Source organism: Peribacillus sp. FSL M8-0224 (assembly GCF_038003055.1).
In the GTDB taxonomy this organism is placed as follows: domain Bacteria; phylum Bacillota; class Bacilli; order Bacillales; family DSM-1321; genus Peribacillus; species Peribacillus frigoritolerans.
This window is the reverse complement of record NZ_JBBOOJ010000001.1, coordinates 4,526,853-4,548,326: the sequence shown is the minus strand read 5'-3', so window position 1 is coordinate 4,548,326 and position 21,474 is coordinate 4,526,853. Positions and strand designations below refer to the sequence as shown.

The following is a 21,474-nucleotide window of genomic DNA, read 5'->3' as shown; positions in this document are numbered from 1 at the left end:
TTTTTTGAAGCTAAACCGGATCCGCTGTAAAGAACATGTAATATTTGACATGCATGTATAAAACCCATGTCTTCCCTAACATGGTTAATGAGCTGATCATCGGGTTATTGAGTAAGAATGGATCATATCATCAGAAGGCAGTTTGCGTGCATCATTGATACCTTTAAATTCCAGTGAGCATTATATAACAATAAGGTCCACTGGTGTCTGAACGTCATATGTAACGCATTTTTGATGCGGCTGTTACAGAGGCACTGGGCGAAATGAGTATAATTAAATGGTGGGATAAAATGGAAGAGGTGATGGTTTTGTCGGAGACGATTACAACCTATGAAGATCTGTTGAACATGCTGGACTCATTATTGCGTGAACCAACTGGATTCTGGAATGGTTTTTATGAAGATCGCACAAAAGGGGTTCCCTTTTTCGAAAATTTCCCTGATGAGAATTTGGTTTCATATTTTGATGGTGGGTTAATTGGGCCAGGGAAGGTTCTTGAGCTTGGATGCGGACCTGGCAGAAATGCCATTTACCTTGCTCAAAAGGGCTGTTCCGTTGATGCGGTGGACCTTTCGAAGGAAGCCCTTGAATGGGGAAAAGAACGGGCAGGAGATAAAAATGTCCAAGTGAACTTCATTCAAGGGAATATATTTGATTTGGATATTGCAAAAGGACAATATGACTTCGTATATGATTCAGGTTGTTTTCACCATATTGCTCCACATCGAAGGATGAACTATTTGGAGATGGTGAAAAAGGCGTTAAGGCCTAAGGGGTTGTATTCGATCACTTGTTTTGTCGAAGGCGGCATATTGGGTGGTTCCGATATTTCAGATTGGGAAGTATATAGGCAAAGAAGCCTTAAAGGCGGTTTAGGTTTTACCGAAGAAAAACTCAGAATGATCTTCAAGGAATTCGATGTGGTGGAAATACGGAAAATGAGGAAAATGGAACAATCGGATGAAACCTTTGGGGTGCAAGGTTTATGGACGGCTTTATTTAGGAAATGAGAAGGCGAAATGGTTTTAAACGGAGGATCTGGGATCAGGTCCTTTTTTTGTGTGTGGAAATTGTTAACGAAAAATAAAAATGGTAAACTATAACAACACTATGAAGTTTTGGGAACGCAGATTTACCAGAATGATAGATGAAGGCTTTTGCTGATCTTTTTTTAAAAAACATGGTTTCAAAAACAGCTGGGAAGGTATATGGAAAGAGGGGGCCATCAGGCATCAGAGAGCATAAGGTTTTAAGTATGGAAGAGGTTTTCTTCGATGCTTGCTTTGTTGATAATATTTCAATTCCCTGGCAATGCCGTTTTCAGGTTAGATTGCTTTTTATAAAAAACTAAATAGGAGGAGTTTATGCACGTAAATAAAGAATTATATTCCTTTTTATTGGGTGTGGCAGCACAATTGACTGAGGATTGGTACGCATCATTGAATAAAAGTGATAGTGCGGGTGTATATAGCTCAACCGATCCCAAAGTGATTAAAAAACTTAAGCAGCAAAATAATGAATTCCATTTACGTTTCTTTCAGGTCTTTGATACAGAGGAGAGGGAATTCTTTAAGCAGCTTGGTGATTGGATTGAAGAGATCGGTCAGGATGAGCAGCATTTAAACACACCCATTTATTTTATATTGAGGGAGTTTTTCCGTACGCAAGAGCAATACCTGGTTTATATTGACCGGTTTGTGAAATTGCATGGAGATCAATATACACAGGAGGAAATAAACTCCTGGTATCGGATAGTGGTGAAGGTGATCAGTGAAGTGATGGAGCGGTTTACGGAAGCGAATCATAGGTATGCCAATAAAATTATGAAAGCCCAACAGGCAACGATCGATGAATTGAGCACACCCATCATTTCCCTTAAAGATAACACGGCATTGCTTCCCCTGATAGGAGATATTGACACGGCGAGGGGCATGTCCTTGCTTGAAAACACCTTACAAAAGTGCGCTGAAAAAAATGTCACCAGACTTTTCATTGACCTATCCGGCGTTCATGCAATAGATAGCGGATCCGCACACCAGCTGTCTCAATTGATTGAATCCTTGCATTTGATCGGAATTCAAACAACCCTTTCAGGACTTCGGCCGGAAATAGCCATGACTGCCGTTAAGCTTCAACTTCCTTTTGATAAAGTGACGATAAAGTCCACTCTTGCCCAAGCGATCAGTACGAAAAAATAATACATACATATCCAGGGCACGGGCATGTTCGTTATAAATTTCATCGAGAAGACCTCCTTATGGCGGTCTTCTCGTATGTATTAGCCTTCAAAAGGAGCAAGAGCCGGAACCTGCCGGATTTTATTCAATATTGGCAAAGACGGCCAGATCTTCTTTATTGCCAACCACTAAAAGCATATCTTTTTCATGGATATCCTGATCCGGTGACGGTGCTATGATAATTTCTCCATTACTCACGATGGCAATGACGCTGATATTATATTTTGCCCGTAAATCAAGCTCCCTGAGGCTTTTTCCCTTCATGCTCATGGGGAGGATGATTTCCTCGATATTGTATTCTTTAGAAAGCTCTATATAGTTCAGCATATTAGGGGAAAGGAGCTGATTCGCGACCCGTTCCCCCATATCCCTCTCAGGATAGATGACCCAGTCGGCACCGACTTTTGTGAGCACCTGACCGTGATTTTTATTAAGTGCTTTGGCAATGACCTTTTTGATCCCAAGCTCTTTTAAAAGCAAGGTAGTTAAAATGCTCGATTGCATGTCATTTCCGATGGCTACGATGACACAATCGAAATTACGGATTCCGATTGCTTTCAATGTCTCTTCTTCGGTCGTATCCGCCATGACTGCATGGGTAACGTTCAGTTCCGCATTCTCGACTCTTTCCTCGTTCACATCAATACCCAAAACCTCTTGGCCTGCCGTATATAATCTATGGGCCACACTGGTTCCAAATCTGCCTAAACCTATCACGGCGTATTGTCGTTTTCCCATCTTTTACACTCCTTCATTCATTATTAACCAATCATGATTTTCCCTTTTGGACGTCGGAACGGATCTGGCTTGCGCCTCATGGCGATAGCAAAGGCAAAAGTCAAAGGGCCAACACGGCCTGCAAACATCGTGAAAATGATGAGCATCCGGCCGACAGGTGATAATTCCGGGGTCAAACCCATTGAAAGTCCCACGGTGGCGAAAGCTGAAGTGGCTTCGAACAAAATCATCAAAAAGTCAGTTCCGCTTTCAGTGATGGTCAGCAGAATGGAGATGATGGAAACCACGAATACACCAATGAATGTAACGGATAATGCTTTAAAAATCGTTTCACTCACGATGCGGTGGCGGAACAAGACCACATCACCCTTACCTTTGATCTGTGACCAAACCGTTCCGGCAATCGTCGCCAATGTCGTCGTTTTAATCCCGCCGCCAGTCGATCCGGGTGATGCCCCAACGAACATCAAGAAAATGATGAGCAGTAATGCAGGCTGAGTTAAATCAGTGATATTCAGCGTGTTGGAGCCTGCCGTCCGTGGTGATACCGATTGAAATAAAGACGACAGCATTTTACCCATGAAAGATAAAGGCTGCAATGTCTTGGCATTGCCGTACTCGAATAAAAAGATTAAAATCGCGCCGGCAATCGTAAGGGTCAAGCTAGTCGTCAGAACAATCTTCGTATGTACGGATAAACGATGTGTATTCCGATATTCGTATAGTTCATTCATCACGATAAAGCCTATCCCGCCAAACGTGATGAGGAAGGCAACGGTAAGGGTTACGAATGGATCCGATACATATGGGGTCAAACTCCTGAATTCCCCCATTAAGTCAAAGCCGGCATTATTGAAATTTGAGACGGAATGAAAAACACCGTAATAGATCGCCTTGCCGGTTGGCATGTCAAAAGAAAAGCGAATCGATAAGATAAGGGCACCCATGCCCTCAATGATGGCCGTGAAAATTAAAAGCCGTTTCACTAATCTGACTACACCCGCCATGGATAGATTATTTAACGACTCCTGCAGAACTAACCTGCCTTTTAAAGAAATCTTTTTGCCTAATAATAAAAAGAAAAATGTCGCAAATGTCATGAACCCTAAGCCGCCTACCTGAATCAGTGTTAAGATGACCAACTCACCAAAAGTGGTGAAGGTCGATCCCGTATCCACAACGACCAGTCCTGTTACACATGTAGCGGAAGTCGAGGTGAATAAAGCATCCAGAAAAGAAAGACCATCGCCATTTTCTGTGGAAATCGGCAGGGTCAATAAATAGGCCCCGATAAGTATCAGGATGGCAAAGCCGAGTACAAGTATTTTTGGCGGATCCAATTTTGTCATTCTCAAATGATCATCCCTACTGTATGACTTTTAATCATCAATCTGCTTTTTGAATCTTTTTAAAGGCATAATAAAAAGACCTGCGAAAACATCGAATAGCTGTATTGCTACAAAAAGCGTGCAAAAAAAGCTTCCGAAATAGGCGGTCTTATGACCTCCTTCGCTTTAGCCGACGAAGTTAGCTGACGGGTAGGATGGCGAAAGAGCTGATCTCATCCCTTCTGCAAGGCAGAATTAACCCCAAATGATTGGGTCCTCCGTACTCATTTTCCATGAGTTTTGGCCGAAATGCATTAAATTGATAAACGTATTCTACTCCCATCATTTAGCAGTTGTAAACCCCTAAATCGTAAAAAAATATTTCTTTAACAAAACTGAAAATTTACGTTTTATTTACATTTAAAAAACGTATTGACAAATATTAGTTAGCACATTATGATAGGTTCGATTAATCCAATTATGATAACCGGCATCGATGTACTTTATTCAATAATTTCAAGCAGAACATGCTATTGCCAATCAAAATTTGTAATAGATATATTATGTTTCTTTTGTAAAAGATAAAGGAAAAAGCAGTACATTATTAGTTAAATTCAATACATTTTATTAAAAAGGCGGGCAATTATGGAGAAGACGTTCAATAGATATGTTATTAATGCTACAGGCAAGGGTGGCCAAACATATTTAACACAATGCCAGGATAAAGATGCACTAAGGAAATGGATAGCCGATCATGAGGATCAAATCATCATGAATGAATTAAGGATAACGGATAAGAAAAAGAATCCGTTTTTAAAATTGTTTTCCCCAAGGTAAATCAACTGATTCCAACATTCATTAGCGGTATTCAATTATTGTAATCCCTGTGTTCTATCCAGGAACGGTGAGCGAAAAATCCATATCTTGTTTTGCTTTTAAACTCATTTATTTTGAATGAGTTTTTTTGCTTTATTTACAGCATTTAACCATTAATGTTAAAATTTAGTAATACCTAATGTGGACGTAAAGAAAAGTAAAATGAAATAATCACTTTCCGAGAGCAGCCGAGGATTGTTGGGGATGTATGGTGACACATGAAGGTGGCATCGCAAATTGACCTCGTCCCGAGAAGCATTGCTTTGGGGACGGGGTTTTTATTGTTCGGTCAAAGGGGGAGAAGCGATGACATTAAAAAATGCATTGGTATCCTGGAATACCCTTCCATTCTTTTGTGCGGAATAGGTATCTCCAACTTCGGTTCTTGGGTGTATTTCATTGCCCTTAATTTAATCGTTCTGGATATGACTGGTTCAGCCTTGGCGGTAGCTGGACTTTATATCGTTAAACCGATGGCTGCCATATTTACGAATGTGTGGGCAGGGAGCGTGATCGACCGGATAAATAAGCGGAACCTGATGGCGGCACTTGACCTATTTCGCACGGTATTCATAGTCTTGCTGCCTTGGACTTCTTCTATTTGGGTCATGTATTCCCTTGTCTTCGTGATCAATATGGCAGGGGCCATGTTCGGAACAGCATCTAGGTCGTATATAACAAAATTAATACCCATTGAACAGAGGAAACGATTTAATTCATTACGAAGCTTAATGGATTCTGGAGCTTTTTTGATTGGACCGGCGCTAGCGGGTATCCTTTTCTTGATCGGTACGCCCGTTTTAGCGATTTATATTAACGCGGCTGCCTTATTGTTATCCGGTATCATCACTCTATTCATGCCTAATCTTGAAAAGGATCATCGCCTTGAACAATCCAATCATTACCTGTCTTGGACCATCATGAAAAAGGATTGGGGCATCGTCCTGGACTTCAGCCGGAAATCTTCCTATATCATGCTCATTTATTTCTTATTCAGCTGCATGGTGGTGATGGAAACGGCCATCGATTCCCAAGAAGCTGCGTTTGCCAAGGCCGTGCTCCGTTTGTCGGACAGCGATTACGGATTCCTTGTAAGCGTCGCCGGGGCAGGCATCATTGTTGGTGCCATAGTCAATGCCGTATTCATCAGTAAAGTGAAAATCTCGCACATGATTGGTCTTGGATCTTTATTTGTCTCGATAGGTTATATGATCTTTGCCTTTTCGAATTCCTTTTCACTGGCCGCCATCGGATTTTTCATCATTGCCTTTGCATTGGCTTTTGCCAACACTGGCTTTCAAACCTTTTATCAAAATAATATTCCTGTGGAAATCATGGGCAGGGTCGGAAGTGTTTTTGGCTTGTTAGAAGCTTTATTGATCATCATTACTACCGCAATCGTTGGTGTTTCAGCCCATTTCATTTCGATTCGGTTCGTGGTGATTTCAGGTTCCCTGATCATGTTCGCTTTATCCATATGGTTGTCGATGCTTAGTATGAAGACCTCCAAGAGCAGGTATTATTCCGTTGGTGATGTAGAGATAGAAGCGAAGGAAAAGATGTAATCCGATTTGTAGGCATGTTGATATGCCGTTGATGAATCGTTCATTGGATGAATGTGCGCAATTGGCTGATGAAGTTCAAGATTTGAAAATGGATTTTCGCCATTACTTCCACCGTTTGTTCTTCACAGTTCTCCAGCCACTCCGTAATCACCCCTAAAATCGCCGATGTCAGGAAGGCGTGCATATACATGCGGAATGCTTCATCTTTAGCTGCTGGATGAAGGCTGATCAAACGCTCCAACAGTACTTCCCCGAAAACCCGTTTTATTTTTTTCGCAAAAGAAGGGTCGCCCTGATCACCAAGAATGGCCCTTAATGCGTGAGCATGTTCACTGATGAATTGAAAAATCGCTATGAAAGGCGGATAAAGTTGCTGTTGATGAAGAGCCAAAAAAGCCTCTTTAGGCAAAATGGCAGTAATGCGGGTTTGAAGTTCATGTAACAATTCCTGCTGTAAGTGATCCATCAATTCATATTTATCTGTGTAGTGCAAATAGAATGTGCCCCGATTAATATTGGCACGCTCTGCAATTTTCTTTACGGATACATGTGAGAACCCCTCTGCTTCAATGAGTGCAATAAAATGATGTTGTATCTGCTTTTTCGTTTTTTGTACCATATCCTCATGAATCGATGCCATGGAATGTCTCCTTCACTAAACATTTTTCCAAATGTGTTGATTGTATTAGACCGAATGCTACCTTAGAATGATGATACACTCAACACCGTGTTAATTAAAGAGGGAGGATGTGTGTGCAATGAAAAATGCGATTTCCATTGATGGAATTGCTAAGGGTTTTCAGCAGAAGAAGGTCATTCAGCCAATGAGCCTGAATATTGAAAAAAGCGGAATTTTTGGTTTGTTAGGTCCATCCGGATGCGGAAAAACGACCTTAATTAAAATGATTGTCGGATTGATTAAACCCGATGCGGGTAAAGTCACGGTTCTGGATCATGAAGTGCCAAATGAAGCACTGTTAATGGATGTCGGCTATATGGCACAGTCCGATGCTTTATATACAGAATTGACGGGAGCTGAAAACCTCGAATTTTTTGCGAAGCTATACCGTTTTTCGAAAAAGGAACGAAGGGAACGCATTCAATATGCAGCTGAAATCGTACAGCTGACGAATGATTTGAACGTTCGGGTTGCCCATTATTCAGGGGGAATGAAACGCCGTCTTTCACTTGCGGTTGCACTCATCCAAAATCCGGAGATTCTCATTTTGGATGAACCGACAGTAGGAATAGACCCTTTGCTGAAACAATCGATTTGGGAGGAACTTGAGCGTTTAAGGAATGAAGATGATAAGACGATCATCATCACGACGCATGTGATGGATGAAGCGGAGCGATGCGATAAACTGGCGATGCTGCGTGAAGGTGAAATCATCGCGGCAGGAACCCCTGCAGCTTTAAAAACTCAATTTGCCGCGGAAACGCTTGATGATGTTTTTTTAAGGATTGGAGGCGGCCTAAAATGAGAATTGCCTCTCTTGTTACTCGTATTACCCAGCAGATGCGCCGGGATCGAAGGACGCTCGCTTTATTTTTCCTGGCTCCATTGCTCATTTTAACGCTCATGTATTTTATTTTCGATACAGAGTCAAGTGATTCGAAAATCGTTGTTACAGGCAGTGATGAAACGATCGTTAAAGCATTGAAACAAGCGGATTTTCAAGTGACGGCTGCTGAGGAATTCTCACAGGAAAAGATGATTGAAAAGGATACGGATGGCTGGCTGCATGTTGAAAATGGCAAAATGAAACTCACACTGTTGAACGACGAACCGACCCGGGCAAAGGCCGTTCAAATGCAAATGATGCAAGGTTTGCAAGGGAATGAAAAAAACACTCCATCAATTGAGGAGAAATATGTTTACGGAGATGCCAACACAAAGGGTTTTGATACCTTCAGTCCGATGCTCGTCAGCTTTTTCGTTTTCTTCTTTGTATTTTTAATAGCGGGGATTGCGCTTTTGAAGGAGCGTACAAGTGGTACGTTGGAACGGCTGCTTGCCACCCCGATTAAAAGATACGAAATCGTAGCGGGCTATGTGATCGGATATGGCTTATTTGCTCTAATTCAAACCATAATTGTCGTACTATATGCTGTCAATGTATTGGATATCGTCCTTGTTGGCTCCATTTGGCTCGTTTTACTGACGAATATACTGGTCGCGCTCGTTGCATTATCGCTTGGTACATTACTATCGAGTTTCGCGACATCCGAATTCCAAATGGTACAATTCATTCCGTTGGTCATCGTGCCGCAAGTTTTCTTTACAGGGATTTTCCCATTGGATGGCATGTCAGACTGGCTCCAAAAAATCGGCAAGGTCATGCCTCTCTATTACGCATCGGATGCCATGAACGGCATTATGTACAAAGGTTTCACGTTCGATGAGGTCTTACTGGATCTGCTCATTCTCCTGGCCTTTGCCATCGTTTTTATCACCATCAATATCATTAGCTTAAAAAAATACCGTGCACTATGAAATCAACAACTTAACAAAAGAAGCCGGATTCCTGGAAAGTGAGGAAGCGGCTTTTTTTTTACTGACATGCTTTAAAGGGATCTTGATACTTACACCTTTTTGACCATGAGCTTTTCGTTGTTATAATCTGATTCGCCATTAAATGCAAAGCCGAATTTCCTATACAAATGAAGGGCAGCCTGATTATCTTCAACTATGCTTAAATAGATTTCAGGACAATCATATTCTTCTATTATTCTTTTTATTAAAGCCTCCAACATGATACTTCCAAGCCCGAAACCCTGATGGGCAGCGTCAATGAAAAAGCGGTCTAACCACACTCTGCCATTTTCGCCTTCCCCAGGGAAAAAACCATACATCGCAAAGCCGACCAAGATATCATCATAATAGAGCCCAACTGGCCTGTAATAGTTACATTCCTTAGCGTCTTTTAAACATTGTTCAGTCGTTTCGATGTAAGCCCTTTGCTTTTCGTTTATTCGCAATTTCAAAATATCCGTTACATTTTCTTTCGAGACTTCATTTATTGTGGTCTTCATCATTCATTTTCCTTCCTCATTTCGCACTTGGTTATCCGCTTTGTTATCATGATATATAAATACCCTAAGGTATATGGTTTCGCACGTTTTTGAGGATTAGTAAATCTGATCGTTGATTTCCACTCCAGGCACTCGCTTTCCGCGGGCGGTCCGCCCTCGGCGACTCCTGCGGGATCTCCCATGGCCACGCTTTTCCCGCAGGAGTCTCGTACCTTACGTTCCAATCAACTGGAACGTTTTTTAAAATGAAAACTGTAGGCTGATCTCACACCGAGTTATGTTTGAGACTAGTTTACCCTTTAAGTTTTTTTCACCTGTAATCCTCATTGGATGGAAGACATATGCGACACTCCTGCCGAAATACTGTCTAGCCGAGACCCCACAGGCGCTCGCTTTGATGCGGCTTGGCAGACAGTCGGCGGAAAGAAGCGGAATTCTGAAATCAGCTGGAATGTTTTCTAGAACAAACTGTAGGCTGGTCTATTCGGAACCAAGTTTAAGACTAGTTTATCCTTTAAGTTTTTCACCTGTAATCCTCATTGGATGGAAGAAATATGCGACACTCCTGCCGAAAAACTGTCTAGCCGAGACCCCGCAGGCACTCGCTTTGATGCGGCTTGGCAGACAGTCGGCGGAAAGGGAGCGGATTTCTGAAATCAGCTGGAATGTTTTCTAGAACAAACTGTAGGCTGATCTCACACCGAGTTATGTTTGAGACTAGTTTACCCTTTAAGTTTTTCACCTGTAATCCTCATCGGATGGAAGAAATATGCGACACTCTGCCGAAATACTGTCTAGCCGAGACCCCACAGGCGCTCGCTTTGATGCGGCTTGGCAGACAGTCGGCGGAAAGGGAGCGGATTTCTGAAATCAGCTGGAATGTTTTCTAGAACAAACTGTAGGCAATCTCATCCCGAATTATGTTTAAGACTAGTTTACCCTTTAAGTTTTTTTCACCTGTAATCCTCATTGGATGGAAGAAATATGCGACACTCCTGCCGAAATACTGTCTAGCCGAGACCCCGCAGGCCGCGCCGAGGAGGCTTGGCAGGCAGTCGGCGGAAAGGGAGCGGATTTCTGAATCAGCTGGAATGGTAATAAAAAACTGAGACAAATTTGGATTTGTCTGCAGTCTGAAAGAAACAGAGGTTTCTTTACAATCGTTATAAAATAAACTATTGTAAAGAAAACCTATCATTCAGTCTAAATTATTGTTCTAAATCATTATGTATAGAGGAAGGTATATGGAAATATGGGTGTAAAGTATAGAATGGTCGTAGAACAAATGGAAAAAGAAATATTAGAAGGAAAATATACATTAAATACTAAGTTACCTACTGAAGAAGAGTTGATGAAGAAGTTCGATGTCAGCAGGAATACCATTAGAAAAGCAATCAACATATTGGTTGAGCAGGGGTATATCTATCAAGTTCAAGGAAGCGGCATATTCCTTAGGGAATTTTCCAGACCGGGCTGCATTTCGATGAGGGATATGGGTGGCTTAACCAAAGTTTTTCCAAATGATGAAATGAAAAGTAAAGTGTTGAAGTTAGAATTAATAGAAGCTGATGAAAAATTGGCCAAACAAATGAAATGCCAGGTAAAAACCAAAATCTATAACCTCAAAAGGGTTAGATACTTAAATGGTGAACCCATTGTAATAGAAGAGTCCTTTTTCAATAAAGATATCATCCCCATCATAAATAAAGAAATCGCAAATGGTTCCATTTATGAATATATAGTCGAGGATTTGAAGTTGAATATCGGGTTTGCGGATAAAATCATTTCGTGTGAAAAACTTAACGACGATGATGCCAGGCTTTTGGACTTGCAGCCAGGTGATCCGACATTAATCGTTGAAAGTACGGTCTTTTTAAAAGCGGGAGCCGTTTTTGATCTATCAATCGAGAAATATAATTACACTTCAGCCAAATTATTAACATTGACTTAAAGAGTGCAGGAAATTCCTAAATAAGATTTTACGGTGTGAATGGGAAATATCGATTCACACCGTTTTTTTTCATTCATTTCTCTTTTTCCCCAACGATCCCATAAAACAAAATCTTCATAATATCCTCAGTCAAAGGCAGGATGCTTTGATAAACCTCTTCCCGTTGGATATATTCATTCATTGCTTTTATATAAAATAAAATCGCTTCATTAGATAAGTTCGGATCAACATATCCTTGTTCCTTCCCCTGGTTAAACAGATCGATAAAGCGGGGCAGGGCCTTTTCTGTATATATTTTTTCCATATAATTGATTCCGGAAGTATATTCCTTCATTAAATATTGATAAAAATCTTCATGAATTTGTTTGGCTGTTTCATTTTTCGTGAACATGAGATGTTTTATTTTTTCAGGGAAGGCCATGTTGCTGGCCAGTATTTGTTCAAATTCATCCAATGCCTTATCTGTATAATAAACAAAAACCTCATGAATTAGATTATGTTTGCTTTCGAAGTAATTATATATCGTTACTTGAGATACATTTGCTTTTTTTGCTATTTCCCCAATCGAAATCTTTTGGACACCATACTCCATGAATAAAGCCAAGGCAGCCTCTAATATATTCAATTTTTTTTGTTCCCTGCGTCGTTGAAATCCGTCCATTTGTTTCACCTCAACCTTAGTTTAATTAAAAATATGTAATAGAACAATTAAATTAGTTCATAAACTATTGTCAGGAATTCTCCTTTTGTATATTATGAACTAAATCGGTTAAGATATTTCATATTTTTTTCAATGAGGAAGAGGTGGATGAGGAATGTCAGTATTGAAAACAACGGATTTAACTAAAAAGTTTGGAAAGTTCACTGCTTTAAATGGTGTGAACATTGAAGTGAATAAAGGGGAGGTATTTGGGTTCATCGGTCCCAATGGTGCTGGAAAATCAACAACGATCCGTGTGCTGCTCGGGATTTTAAAAGCGACGGATGGGGAAGCGAAAATTTTTGGCAAGGATGCATGGAAAGATGCGGTTGAAATTCACAAGCGAATCGCGTATGTACCGGGAGATGTGAACCTATGGCCCAACTTAACAGGCGGAGAAGTCATTGATCTATTTGTTGAATTACGCGGGACGAACAATAAAAGCAGACGCGAAGAACTAATAAAAAAATTCGATTTGGACCCTTCCAAGAAATGTGGAACCTATTCAAAGGGAAACAGGCAAAAGGTTGCTTTGATCGCTGCTTTCTCATCTGATGCCGATCTTTATATATTGGATGAACCAACATCAGGTCTAGATCCATTGATGGAAAGGGTTTTCCAGGAATGTGTGATGGACGCGAAAAATGAAGGAAAAAGCATATTGCTTTCCAGTCACATTCTTTCTGAAGTGGAAAGGTTATGCGATAAAGTGGGCATCATTCGGCAAGGGCAAATAATTGAAACGGGAACAATGGATGAGTTACGTCATTTAACGAGAACGAGCTTGCTTGTCGAAACGAAGCAGCCTATTCCTGCTTTAGGGAATGTAAACGGTGTTCGGGATATCGTGATGAAAGACCAGGCACTTTCATTCCAAGTGGATACAGATGAGTTGGATAATGTCATGAAGTATATAAGCCAGTTTGGAATTGTGAAATTGGAAAGCGCGCCGCCTACATTGGAAGATTTATTCATGAGCCATTATGAAGGTGTAAGGAAGACTTCAGATTCTGGGGCGGGAGGTGCGTTATAATGGCGAACCAGTCCTATCATAATACAGGAAGACTTTCCCGATTCATCGTACGGCAAGATCGGGTCCGGATCCCTGTTTGGATCATTTCCTTATCCGTCCTTTCCTTTATGGTTGCGATGGCATTCACCGATCTGTACCCGACTGGGCTAGAAAGGCAAACCATTGCAGAAACGATGAAGAACCCTGCAATGACAGCGATGGTGGGGAAAGGTTACGGCCTGGATGACTATACAAACGGAGCGATGATGGCGCATCAAATGTTACTGTTAACCGCTATGGCCGTGGGGATAATGAGTATTTTACTTGTTACACGCCATACACGCGCAGATGAAGAGGACGGCCGTATCGAAATGATCCGTTCTTTGCCGGCTGGACGATTGGCTAATTTATATGCAACCATTTCCGTATCGTATGGAACGAATGCGTTGATCGCGATAATAATGGGTTTCGGATTGTATGCTCTGGGAATAGAAAGCATGGATTTGGAAGGTTCCCTTATGTATGGAGCTGCTTTGGGGGCAACCGGTATTTTCTTCTCGGCAATAACGGCATTATTTGCCCAGCTTACCGAGAGTGCTCGAGGTACGATGGGTTACTCCATCACTGTATTGCTTCTCTCCTATCTTATTCGGGCGATAGGGGATGTCAGCAATGAAACACTTTCCTGGTTTTCACCATTGGGTTGGGTTTTAAGTTCAGAAGTATATGTGAATAATTATTGGTGGCCAATCATCCTTACGATCGGTGCGGCAATCATTTTGGTTGCCTTATCTCTATATTTGAATGCCATCCGTGATTTGGAAGCTGGATTCATTCCGGCTAAGCCCGGCCGGAAATATGCTTCATCGTTTTTAAAAAGTCCGCTTGGGCTCGCGCTGAGGCTGCAGCGTACAGGATTGATCGCCTGGGCAGCCGGGATGTTCATTTTGGGTGCATCTTACGGTTCCGTTTTAGGTGATTTGGAATCCTTTTTTACAAAAAATGAAATGATGGCCGAACTATTGACGCCAGTGAAAGGCTATTCGCTGACAGAACAATTCTTGACAATGTTGATGTCAGTCATCGCCATGATATGCACCATCCCGCCTTTAATGGCGATGTTAAAACTTAAAGGGGAAGAAAAAAAGAACCATACTGAACATTTACTGAGCCGTGCTGTATCCCGTACAAGGCTTATGGGCAGCTATCTTATCATCTCCGTTATTGGAGGTTTTCTCATGCTTGCGCTTGCTGACATCGGTCTTTGGGCAGTCGGGAATTCAGTGATGGATGAAGGGGTTGCTTTCGGCACTATATTTAGTGCAGCGATGGTCTACCTGCCTGCGATGTGGATCATGATTGGTATCGCCGTGCTGTTTATTGGCTTTGCACCAAAATTATCCGGCTTGACTTGGCTTTACTTGACATACTCAATCTTAGTCGTTTATTTAGGGGGAATGCTTCAATTCCCGGAATGGATGGGAAAACTAACGCCATTTGGCCATATTCCGAAACTTCCTGTTGAAGATATCGACTTCATGAAAGTATCCATGCTTACCATCATAGCTATCTTATTATTGGCTGCAGGCTTTCTCGGATATAACAAACGGGATATCCGCGGTTGATGGTTCGACTATGATTCTATTATTGTTGCAAATTGTCTTCAGACTAAAGCCTGATTTCTTTGCTTAGAAATCAGGCTTTTATTGGTTATCAGTCATGGGGAATCAATAATAGTACACCTAGCGCAATGATGATGAAGAATAAATAGCTTTCGAATTTCTTCGCGGGGATTCGCTTATTCATGAACATTCCGAGACCTGTCGCAAGTAATATAGCTGGAATGGAATAAGCGTAAAGAATAAGTGAATCGGCTGTCCAAAGTCCGCCTAGCGCATGACCTGTCACGACCAGGATTCCGGATATCAGGAAATGGGCTTGCAATGTTCCGCGGAATCTATTTGGGTTCCATCTTCGCAAAGTTCCATAGACGTCGACCGGCACCCCGTTAAAGTTATAGGCGCTGCCAAGGGCTCCCGACGCAAAACCGAACGGCCATACCCAGCCCTTTGAGTTAAGTAATGGTTTATCCACAGTCTGAAAAAATCTTTGCTTTAGAAGAGAATACCCCCCATATGCAATCAAAAAAACACCCAGTGCAGAAGTGATGATCATAGAAGGTGCGTAATGGAGCAAAGCCAGGCCAGCTGGTATGCCGATCACCGTTGAAGCAGCCAGCCTGATTAATACCGAGCGTTCGATATGCCGCCATCCGCTAACGACGGTTAGTGAAGCGACGGTAAGACCCGCCAATCCAATCAAGGAAACCGAAGTATTAAGCGGAATGTGAAGTAAGGCAAGCAGAGGCATGCTGACAATCGCTTCACCGAACCCGAACATCGTCCGCATCAAGGCGCCGATAAAGACTGCCGCCACCACCAATATGATGCTGCTGATCGTCATTCTTTCACCTCCTAAAAGCACAATAACCCTTTTATAATTATACCATACCAACCCGGTTTTAGACTGAGGGAAAGATACTTTGAAACGGGTTATTTAAGGTGTTTCACGCTCTTTGTGAAGTGTTTGAAATGATATTTAATAGAGAGGTACACACCCTTTATTTTTGTTGCTTATGAGTCAAAAATAAGGCAGGGGAAGCGGGTGTATATCTTGAAGTGTTAATTCAGATGAAACTCCATTAATTTCTACTTTCGCATCAACTAAAACAAAAACAATTAGTCACCTTTAGGAGTTTTAGGAGTGCATAAACCATAAAAGTGAAAGACAATAAACCCAAAAACACTAGGCTTTGCCTAGTTCAACAACTTAGTTGGGGACAGTTTTTCCTTATGCTCTTTCTTCTGCCAATACCTTTAAATTATGACACTTTTCATTTAGATAAATCAAATAATTGGCTTAAGAAACAAAGGCATAAAAAAAGGAAGAGGAACTACAAAAGTTCCTCTTCCTTTTTTCACTTTATTTTTTTGAAATTTTTCTTAATAAATATAAAGCGTATATGATAGCTGGTATAGCTCCAATCATTAAAATCATCTTTATTAAACCAAATATAAAAAAAGAAGGCGATACATTCATTTTAATTCAACCCCATTAAAAGTTTTAATCTCTATATGTGTATTGTGAATAAACACGAGCATATTTACTAGTTTTATTTAATTTAGTAAGTTTGAGAGAACTAGTAAGACTTACATAGCCATTAGTAACGGCACCAGTCATTTTATAATTTCCTACAGCATTCATATCATAATTTACTTTTTCAGCTTTTGAATCAGTAACATCACATGAAGCATCTACATTTGAATAAACAGTACCTTTTGTTCCTGCTACAGAACAATATCTCATTTTCAACCCATAATCACCAACAGAATAATGATTACCTAATTTTAAGGTAGCAACAGTCACCCCTAAACTTTTTAATTTAACCCAAGCAGTATACAATCTAGATCCATAATCTTTAGGTCCATGCCAGAATAGCCCCATCTGCGTAGAGGTAATTCCCCGAGCCTGTATGCTGCTTGAATTACTGTAATCAACTTCATCTGTTGAACTAAGGTCAACAGATGAACCATCGCTTAATTCTATTGTTATAGGTCCTTCAGAATTAACATTTGATTCGTCTAATAAAGCTTCATTAATCTCGTTCATTTTCTCTTTCTGGTATTGCTGTGCCACCTCTTCAGGTACAGACTCTACAATTGTATTTAAAAGATCTAGTTTATCGTTGTTTGAAAGACTTTCTACTTGATTAGATTCTTCAACACTTTTTAATACAGCCACTAAATCATCGGAATTGCTATTTTCATTTAATTTATTAGAGTATAAATCAGTTGCCTGATCCAATGAGTACTCTGATTTTTCTGGACTAGAAGCTTCAGCTTTATTAAATCCTATACCTGAAACAATAATCCCAAATCCCAAAACGCCTGTAAATACTTTTTTGCAAAATCCTAAATTCATTTGAAAACTTTCCCTTATTTAGTAAATTATTTATGTACTAGCAAATTATAAACTAATTTAACTACTAATTGTACATATTTTCCTACTAGTTAGGAATTCAGTCCCGAAATTGTTTATTTACAACGAAAATTACATTAATTGATTAAGTTGACTGTCAGACAAATTACACTCATCATTGAACAAAATTCTGAAAATGAAAGAAAAAGCTCGCGAAACGCATAAGTTAAGTTATGACACTATAAATCAAGTAATTATTTTCCTGCATAAGAAAAGGCTGAAGTGGAAATAATTCAGCCTAGAAAACCATATAAATATTTTTTTAGAAGAATATCCTTTAGCATTTACGAATCAATCTCAGGTCTTTTTTTCATTCAGTTAGTGAATTAATCATAAAAGATTAAATGCATATCACTGTTAGTCCTTGATTTCGCAAAAAATTCTGCTTCATTTCCTCCATCAACGAAGTTACCAATACCCCGGAAAATACCACATTGGCCTCGATCTAAATATCTTACCCCTACATAATCATTATAACTGTCAGGATCATACTCCCATAATTCAACTTTTAACTTACCAGCTGGACCCACGTAAGAATCCCGACAAATCTTATAATCACCACCAGTAGAGGGAAACTGATCACTTTCAGCACCATTAGAATAAAGAGATTGTTCTCCTAAGTAATCCCAGCCGCTTGCAAATGTAGAAGAAGGGAACAACAACGCAGCTAACAATGTCACAGCACTCATTTTAAACATTTTCATGCTCATTCTCCTCACCCATTTTGACTTATTATTCTCCATATAATTCTAATCAATATTTTTTATATTATCATCTATCCAAAGATTCACTTTTTCACGAAGCGTTTTTGTAGTACCCACTACTTCATGCCCAACATATGGAATTAGGGAAAAAGTGAAATGTGCTCGTCATTCAGTTTTGAAATGCATTTCTGAATCATCTTTAAACTTTTAAGCCTTCCCGGATCAAGTAAACTAATTACCTCTGAATCCACCATTTGTGTAGAGACGTCTCGATTTCCAATACCAGCAATCAGCAGCATAGTTGCTGCTAAACTAACACTGCAATCCATGGAATAGGCCAATGCTGAAATTCTTTCATGCTCATAAGCTTTGAATCTTAAATGAATCCTTTCCTTCTGAATAATAGTTCTCTTCTGGATTACTTCGGCTTCAAAATCCCCTCTGAAAATCGTATTATCATGCCTGTAGTCTCTTTTAAAATACATGGACAAGCCCTCGATACATTCCCTGGAATTGATAGCTTCCATTATTATTTTTTCCCCTATATCCTTCACAGGCTTATGAACACATTCATTTAATGAGTGTTGAACGCAAAAAAACATATTAGGGCTATCCAGGGAATAAAATGAAAGGAATATTTTGAAGGAAAGCGGGGCTGTGCATGTGAAAATCCATGTGGTGAATAGGGGGGATTCTTTGTGGGGAATTTCCCAGCAATATGGTGTCAGTATCAACCGGATTGTTCGGATCAATGGACTTGAAAATCCAGATAAGCTGGTGATTGGCCTAGCTCTTTTGATTCCTGAACCTTATCTTCAATACAGGGTTCAGCAAGGGGATACTCTAAATAATATCGCAAATCAGTTTGGAATTACGGTACAGGAAATCATGCAATCGAATCGCATCACAAATCCTTCCGCTATCTATCCAAGGCAGAGACTGACCATCCCGGTTATTTATCATACCGGAAGGGAGCGAGATACCCTTTATGATATAGCAGGACGTTATGGAACGACAGTTCAGGCCATTATGCAGATGAATAGGATTACAGATCCGTCCAATATCCATATCGGACGGATAATAAGGATTCCCCAGAAACCAAAACCCATCATTGAAGTAAATGGTTTTACAAACGTTTACGGGCAAACCGGTGCGGAGCAGGTACGTGAAGTAGCCTACGATCTGACCTACGTAAGTCCATTTGGTTATAGAATGAGGCAAGATGGCAGCTTAGAAGTCATAGATGACATCCCGACGATACGGGCGGCACAGTCGACTGGCGTCATACCCATGATGTGCATAACGAATTTTTCCGCGACGGAAGCGGGAACTCAGCTTGCCCATACAATACTTTCTGATTTAAGTTTAGTGGAAACATTATTAACCAACGTCATAAAAACGATGAAAGATAAAGGGTACCGTGGATTGAATATCGATTTTGAAAGTGTAGCACCAGAGGACCGTGATTTCTATAATCGCTTTCTCCAAAGAGCAGTGGATCGATTGCATCCTGAAGGCTACTTTGTGTCATCCTCCCTTGCCCCAAAAACTAGCGCCAATCAAAAGGGACCATTAGTTGAGGCACATGATTATCCAGTTCACGGACGGCTGCTCGACTTCGTGGTGCTGATGACATATGAATGGGGTTACCGAAAGGGGCCGCCGCAGGCAATCTCCCCCATTAATGAAATAAAACGTGTCCTTGACTATGCCGTAACGGTGATACCAACAAATAAAATCTTCATAGGATTTCAAATTTATGCACGGGACTGGCTTATTCCTCATGAAGAGGGGCAGGAAGCAGAGACTTTCGACATGCAGGAAGCCATCAGACGCGCCGTCCAATATAATGTAGAAATAAAATATGACGAGACTGCCCAATCACCTTATTATAGGTACAAAGATGATCAGGGACGCTCACATGAAGTTTGGTTTGAGGACGCACGCAGTGCCAAAGCCAAATTCGATCTGGTGAAGATTTACAGGTCAAGGGGTCTCAGTTATTGGGTACTTGGTTATCCTTTTCCCCAGAATTGGGAACTGCTTGGGGATACATTCATTGTACGGAAACTGTAGGGTGTTTTGTTACGGCAAGGTAGATCTCATAATTGATATAGTGATGGGCAGCTTTTTTATAAAGCTGTCCATTTTAGTGATTTCGAAATACACTACAAGAATTACAAGATTTTTATAACGGTTAAAATCGCTTGGAACCTGAGTCGAAATCGAGGACGCCATATGGTGGTCGTTTTCATTTTAATGAGAACTTTTTAAAAAACAAGGGAAAGGTCATTCAAAAAAGGAAAAGGGGTCCACATTGTGGAATTAGGAAGCTAGAATATTACTTACCGGAGGCACGTTTAATGGAACTAACCATCATAAATACGTTTACAGATCAACCTTTTAAAGGAAACCCTGCTGCAGTCTGCCTTCTTACCGGGGAAAGTGACAGCGAGTGGATGCAGCGAATAGCTAAAGAGATTAATATGCCTGTTACCGCTTTTATTCAATCACAAAATGGTGAATGGAAGCTGCGATGGTTCACACCATCCATTGAAATCCCGATTTGTGGACATGGGACGCTGGCAAGCTCTTTCTTTTTATGGGATAAAGGATACGTGCCAAGGAATCAGCCGATTGCCTATCAGACAAAAAGCGGGCTTCTCATTGCAAAATTCGTTGAAGGAATGATTCAGTTGGAATTTCCATCATTAAGGGAGAAGGAGACCGTTGCCCCTGATTTACTGATAAGGGCTTTAGGTGTTGTGCCTACTTATGTTGGGCAAAACAAATGGGATCTTCTAGTCGAAGTCCAATCAGAGGAAATCGTAAGGAATTTAAAGCCGGATATAGATTCCATTGCCCAATTGCCGGTTCGGGGCGTCATCGTGACGAGTCAATCCGATAACAGTGAATATGATTTCGTTTCACGTTTCTTTTCCCCTGCCCAAGGCCTTGACGAAGATCAAGTAACCGGCTCGGCCCATTGCTGTCTGGGACCTTATTGGGAAAGCAAGCTGGACAAAAGTATTTTTATAGCCTATCAGGCATCGGAAAGGGGCGGAATGCTAAAGGTTGAAGTAACGGAAAACACAGTTAAACTTTCTGGCCATGCCGTCACAATATTCGAAGGGAACTTAACCATCTAGATAATAAAGGAAGGTTTCATCCCGAACCATGATTTTAAAACAAGACTAGAATATCCTTAATGTTTTTTTATTATAACCCTCATTGGATGGAAGAAATTTGCGACACTCCTGCCGGAAAACTGGCTAGCCGAGACCCCACA

At 40.8% G+C, this 21,474-nt stretch carries 21 protein-coding genes and 1 riboswitch; of the genes, 12 read left to right on the top strand and 9 right to left on the bottom strand.

The features are described 5' to 3' along the window. Positions 1–308: 308 nt before the first annotated feature. The 3 genes from MKX49_RS22025 (at position 309) to MKX49_RS22015 (ending at position 2,198) form a co-directional block, all read left to right on the top strand. Positions 309–1,010, top strand: coding sequence for a class I SAM-dependent methyltransferase (locus MKX49_RS22025; RefSeq protein WP_323598628.1), 702 nt, complete (start codon positions 309–311; stop codon positions 1,008–1,010). Between the two features lie 137 nt (positions 1,011–1,147). Next, a complete protein-coding gene (locus MKX49_RS22020; protein WP_340877790.1) occupies positions 1,148–1,351 on the top strand; it encodes a hypothetical protein in 204 nt (67 codons plus the stop codon). A 13-nt stretch (positions 1,352–1,364) separates the two neighbouring features. Beyond that, positions 1,365–2,198 (top strand): STAS domain-containing protein, encoded by an 834-nt coding sequence (locus MKX49_RS22015; protein WP_340877789.1) that lies wholly within the window; start codon positions 1,365–1,367, stop codon positions 2,196–2,198. Between the two features lie 120 nt (positions 2,199–2,318). Here MKX49_RS22015 and MKX49_RS22010 read toward each other — a convergent pair whose 3' ends face one another. Together MKX49_RS22010 and MKX49_RS22005 are read right to left on the bottom strand one after the other, a co-directional pair. Then, the gene (locus MKX49_RS22010; RefSeq protein ID WP_034310793.1) at positions 2,319–2,975 is read right to left on the bottom strand and encodes a potassium channel family protein; all 657 of its coding nucleotides are present in this window, start codon (positions 2,973–2,975) and stop codon (positions 2,319–2,321) included. A gap of 23 nt (positions 2,976–2,998) precedes the next feature. Further along, positions 2,999–4,324: a TrkH family potassium uptake protein gene (locus MKX49_RS22005; RefSeq protein WP_340877788.1), complete on the bottom strand. Its 1,326-nt coding sequence runs from the start codon at positions 4,322–4,324 to the stop codon at positions 2,999–3,001. 152 nt (positions 4,325–4,476) lie between these two features. Further along, positions 4,477–4,619: riboswitch (cyclic di-AMP (ydaO/yuaA leader) on the bottom strand. A 329-nt stretch (positions 4,620–4,948) separates the two neighbouring features. Between MKX49_RS22005 and MKX49_RS22000 the strand changes: the two genes are divergently transcribed. Both MKX49_RS22000 and MKX49_RS21995 read left to right on the top strand, forming a co-directional pair. After that, a complete protein-coding gene (locus tag MKX49_RS22000; RefSeq protein WP_034310797.1) occupies positions 4,949–5,140 on the top strand; it encodes a hypothetical protein in 192 nt (63 codons plus the stop codon). Between the two features lie 350 nt (positions 5,141–5,490). Then, the gene (locus tag MKX49_RS21995) at positions 5,491–6,744 is read left to right on the top strand and encodes an MFS transporter (RefSeq protein WP_340878598.1); all 1,254 of its coding nucleotides are present in this window, start codon (positions 5,491–5,493) and stop codon (positions 6,742–6,744) included. A gap of 40 nt (positions 6,745–6,784) precedes the next feature. Here MKX49_RS21995 and MKX49_RS21990 read toward each other — a convergent pair whose 3' ends face one another. After that, positions 6,785–7,384 carry a TetR/AcrR family transcriptional regulator gene (locus tag MKX49_RS21990; RefSeq protein WP_340877787.1) on the bottom strand — a complete coding sequence of 200 codons (600 nt, stop codon included), beginning with the start codon at positions 7,382–7,384 and terminating at the stop codon, positions 6,785–6,787. A 118-nt stretch (positions 7,385–7,502) separates the two neighbouring features. Between MKX49_RS21990 and MKX49_RS21985 the strand changes: the two genes are divergently transcribed. Beyond that, positions 7,503–8,228 carry an ABC transporter ATP-binding protein gene (locus tag MKX49_RS21985; RefSeq protein ID WP_340877786.1) on the top strand — a complete coding sequence of 242 codons (726 nt, stop codon included), beginning with the start codon at positions 7,503–7,505 and terminating at the stop codon, positions 8,226–8,228. Further along, a complete protein-coding gene (locus MKX49_RS21980; RefSeq protein ID WP_340877784.1) occupies positions 8,225–9,241 on the top strand; it encodes an ABC transporter permease in 1,017 nt (338 codons plus the stop codon). Before MKX49_RS21985 ends, MKX49_RS21980 begins: the two co-directional genes overlap by 4 nt. Positions 9,242–9,330: 89 nt before the next feature. Here the strand turns inward: MKX49_RS21980 and MKX49_RS21975 are convergent, their stop codons facing one another. Then, positions 9,331–9,780, bottom strand: a complete 450-nt coding sequence (locus tag MKX49_RS21975) for a GNAT family N-acetyltransferase (RefSeq protein WP_323598627.1) — start codon at positions 9,778–9,780, stop codon at positions 9,331–9,333. 1,252 nt (positions 9,781–11,032) lie between these two features. Here MKX49_RS21975 and MKX49_RS21970 point away from each other — a divergent pair. Continuing rightward, complete coding sequence (locus MKX49_RS21970; RefSeq protein ID WP_340877783.1) at positions 11,033–11,731, top strand: GntR family transcriptional regulator; 699 nt, start codon at positions 11,033–11,035, stop codon at positions 11,729–11,731. Between the two features lie 73 nt (positions 11,732–11,804). Here MKX49_RS21970 and MKX49_RS21965 read toward each other — a convergent pair whose 3' ends face one another. Then, positions 11,805–12,392, bottom strand: coding sequence for a TetR/AcrR family transcriptional regulator (locus tag MKX49_RS21965; protein ID WP_072273655.1), 588 nt, complete (start codon positions 12,390–12,392; stop codon positions 11,805–11,807). A gap of 154 nt (positions 12,393–12,546) precedes the next feature. On the opposite strand from MKX49_RS21965, the gene MKX49_RS21960 reads away from it, so the two are divergent. Both MKX49_RS21960 and MKX49_RS21955 read left to right on the top strand, forming a co-directional pair. Next, a complete protein-coding gene (locus MKX49_RS21960; protein ID WP_340877781.1) occupies positions 12,547–13,464 on the top strand; it encodes an ABC transporter ATP-binding protein in 918 nt (305 codons plus the stop codon). After that, positions 13,464–15,068, top strand: a complete 1,605-nt coding sequence (locus tag MKX49_RS21955) for an ABC transporter permease (protein WP_340877780.1) — start codon at positions 13,464–13,466, stop codon at positions 15,066–15,068. The genes MKX49_RS21960 and MKX49_RS21955 overlap by 1 nt, the downstream gene beginning before the upstream one ends. Before the next feature lie 88 nt (positions 15,069–15,156). Here the strand turns inward: MKX49_RS21955 and MKX49_RS21950 are convergent, their stop codons facing one another. The 4 genes from MKX49_RS21950 to MKX49_RS21935 form a co-directional block, all read right to left on the bottom strand. Next, on the bottom strand, positions 15,157–15,906 hold the full coding sequence (locus MKX49_RS21950; RefSeq protein WP_340877779.1) for a sulfite exporter TauE/SafE family protein: 750 nt from the start codon (positions 15,904–15,906) through the stop codon (positions 15,157–15,159). A 660-nt stretch (positions 15,907–16,566) separates the two neighbouring features. Next, the gene (locus tag MKX49_RS21945) at positions 16,567–17,424 is read right to left on the bottom strand and encodes a hypothetical protein (RefSeq protein WP_340877777.1); all 858 of its coding nucleotides are present in this window, start codon (positions 17,422–17,424) and stop codon (positions 16,567–16,569) included. Between the two features lie 383 nt (positions 17,425–17,807). Further along, positions 17,808–18,185: a hypothetical protein gene (locus MKX49_RS21940; protein WP_226990392.1), complete on the bottom strand. Its 378-nt coding sequence runs from the start codon at positions 18,183–18,185 to the stop codon at positions 17,808–17,810. A 140-nt stretch (positions 18,186–18,325) separates the two neighbouring features. Further along, positions 18,326–18,712 (bottom strand): hypothetical protein, encoded by a 387-nt coding sequence (locus MKX49_RS21935; RefSeq protein WP_340877776.1) that lies wholly within the window; start codon positions 18,710–18,712, stop codon positions 18,326–18,328. Positions 18,713–18,848: 136 nt separating this feature from the next. Here MKX49_RS21935 and MKX49_RS21930 point away from each other — a divergent pair, with 136 nt between their 5' ends. Continuing rightward, complete coding sequence (locus MKX49_RS21930; protein WP_340877774.1) at positions 18,849–20,261, top strand: LysM peptidoglycan-binding domain-containing protein; 1,413 nt, start codon at positions 18,849–18,851, stop codon at positions 20,259–20,261. A 287-nt stretch (positions 20,262–20,548) separates the two neighbouring features. Further along, on the top strand, positions 20,549–21,334 hold the full coding sequence (locus tag MKX49_RS21925) for a PhzF family phenazine biosynthesis protein (RefSeq protein ID WP_323598539.1): 786 nt from the start codon (positions 20,549–20,551) through the stop codon (positions 21,332–21,334). The last annotated feature ends 140 nt before the right edge of the window (positions 21,335–21,474 follow it).

Excerpts from the sequence above, each read along its gene's own strand:
- MKX49_RS21965 (WP_072273655.1), bottom strand. The coding sequence starts at position 12,392 with ATGGACGGATTTCAACGACGCAGGGAACAAAAAAAATTGAATATATTA.
- MKX49_RS22020 (WP_340877790.1), top strand. The coding sequence starts at position 1,148 with ATGAAGGCTTTTGCTGATCTTTTTTTAAAAAACATGGTTTCAAAAACA.
- MKX49_RS21955 (WP_340877780.1), top strand. The coding sequence starts at position 13,464 with ATGGCGAACCAGTCCTATCATAATACAGGAAGACTTTCCCGATTCATC.
- MKX49_RS21970 (WP_340877783.1), top strand. The coding sequence starts at position 11,033 with ATGGGTGTAAAGTATAGAATGGTCGTAGAACAAATGGAAAAAGAAATA.
- MKX49_RS21940 (WP_226990392.1), bottom strand. The coding sequence starts at position 18,185 with ATGAAAATGTTTAAAATGAGTGCTGTGACATTGTTAGCTGCGTTGTTG.
- MKX49_RS21945 (WP_340877777.1), bottom strand. The coding sequence starts at position 17,424 with ATGAATTTAGGATTTTGCAAAAAAGTATTTACAGGCGTTTTGGGATTT.
- MKX49_RS21985 (WP_340877786.1), top strand. The coding sequence starts at position 7,503 with ATGAAAAATGCGATTTCCATTGATGGAATTGCTAAGGGTTTTCAGCAG.
- MKX49_RS21960 (WP_340877781.1), top strand. The coding sequence starts at position 12,547 with ATGTCAGTATTGAAAACAACGGATTTAACTAAAAAGTTTGGAAAGTTC.
- MKX49_RS21935 (WP_340877776.1), bottom strand. The coding sequence starts at position 18,712 with ATGGAAGCTATCAATTCCAGGGAATGTATCGAGGGCTTGTCCATGTAT.
- MKX49_RS21980 (WP_340877784.1), top strand. The coding sequence starts at position 8,225 with ATGAGAATTGCCTCTCTTGTTACTCGTATTACCCAGCAGATGCGCCGG.
- MKX49_RS22015 (WP_340877789.1), top strand. The coding sequence starts at position 1,365 with ATGCACGTAAATAAAGAATTATATTCCTTTTTATTGGGTGTGGCAGCA.
- MKX49_RS22005 (WP_340877788.1), bottom strand. The coding sequence starts at position 4,324 with ATGACAAAATTGGATCCGCCAAAAATACTTGTACTCGGCTTTGCCATC.
- MKX49_RS21925 (WP_323598539.1), top strand. The coding sequence starts at position 20,549 with ATGGAACTAACCATCATAAATACGTTTACAGATCAACCTTTTAAAGGA.
- MKX49_RS22000 (WP_034310797.1), top strand. The coding sequence starts at position 4,949 with ATGGAGAAGACGTTCAATAGATATGTTATTAATGCTACAGGCAAGGGT.
- MKX49_RS21950 (WP_340877779.1), bottom strand. The coding sequence starts at position 15,906 with ATGACGATCAGCAGCATCATATTGGTGGTGGCGGCAGTCTTTATCGGC.
- MKX49_RS21975 (WP_323598627.1), bottom strand. The coding sequence starts at position 9,780 with ATGAAGACCACAATAAATGAAGTCTCGAAAGAAAATGTAACGGATATT.
- MKX49_RS21990 (WP_340877787.1), bottom strand. The coding sequence starts at position 7,384 with ATGGCATCGATTCATGAGGATATGGTACAAAAAACGAAAAAGCAGATA.
- MKX49_RS22010 (WP_034310793.1), bottom strand. The coding sequence starts at position 2,975 with ATGGGAAAACGACAATACGCCGTGATAGGTTTAGGCAGATTTGGAACC.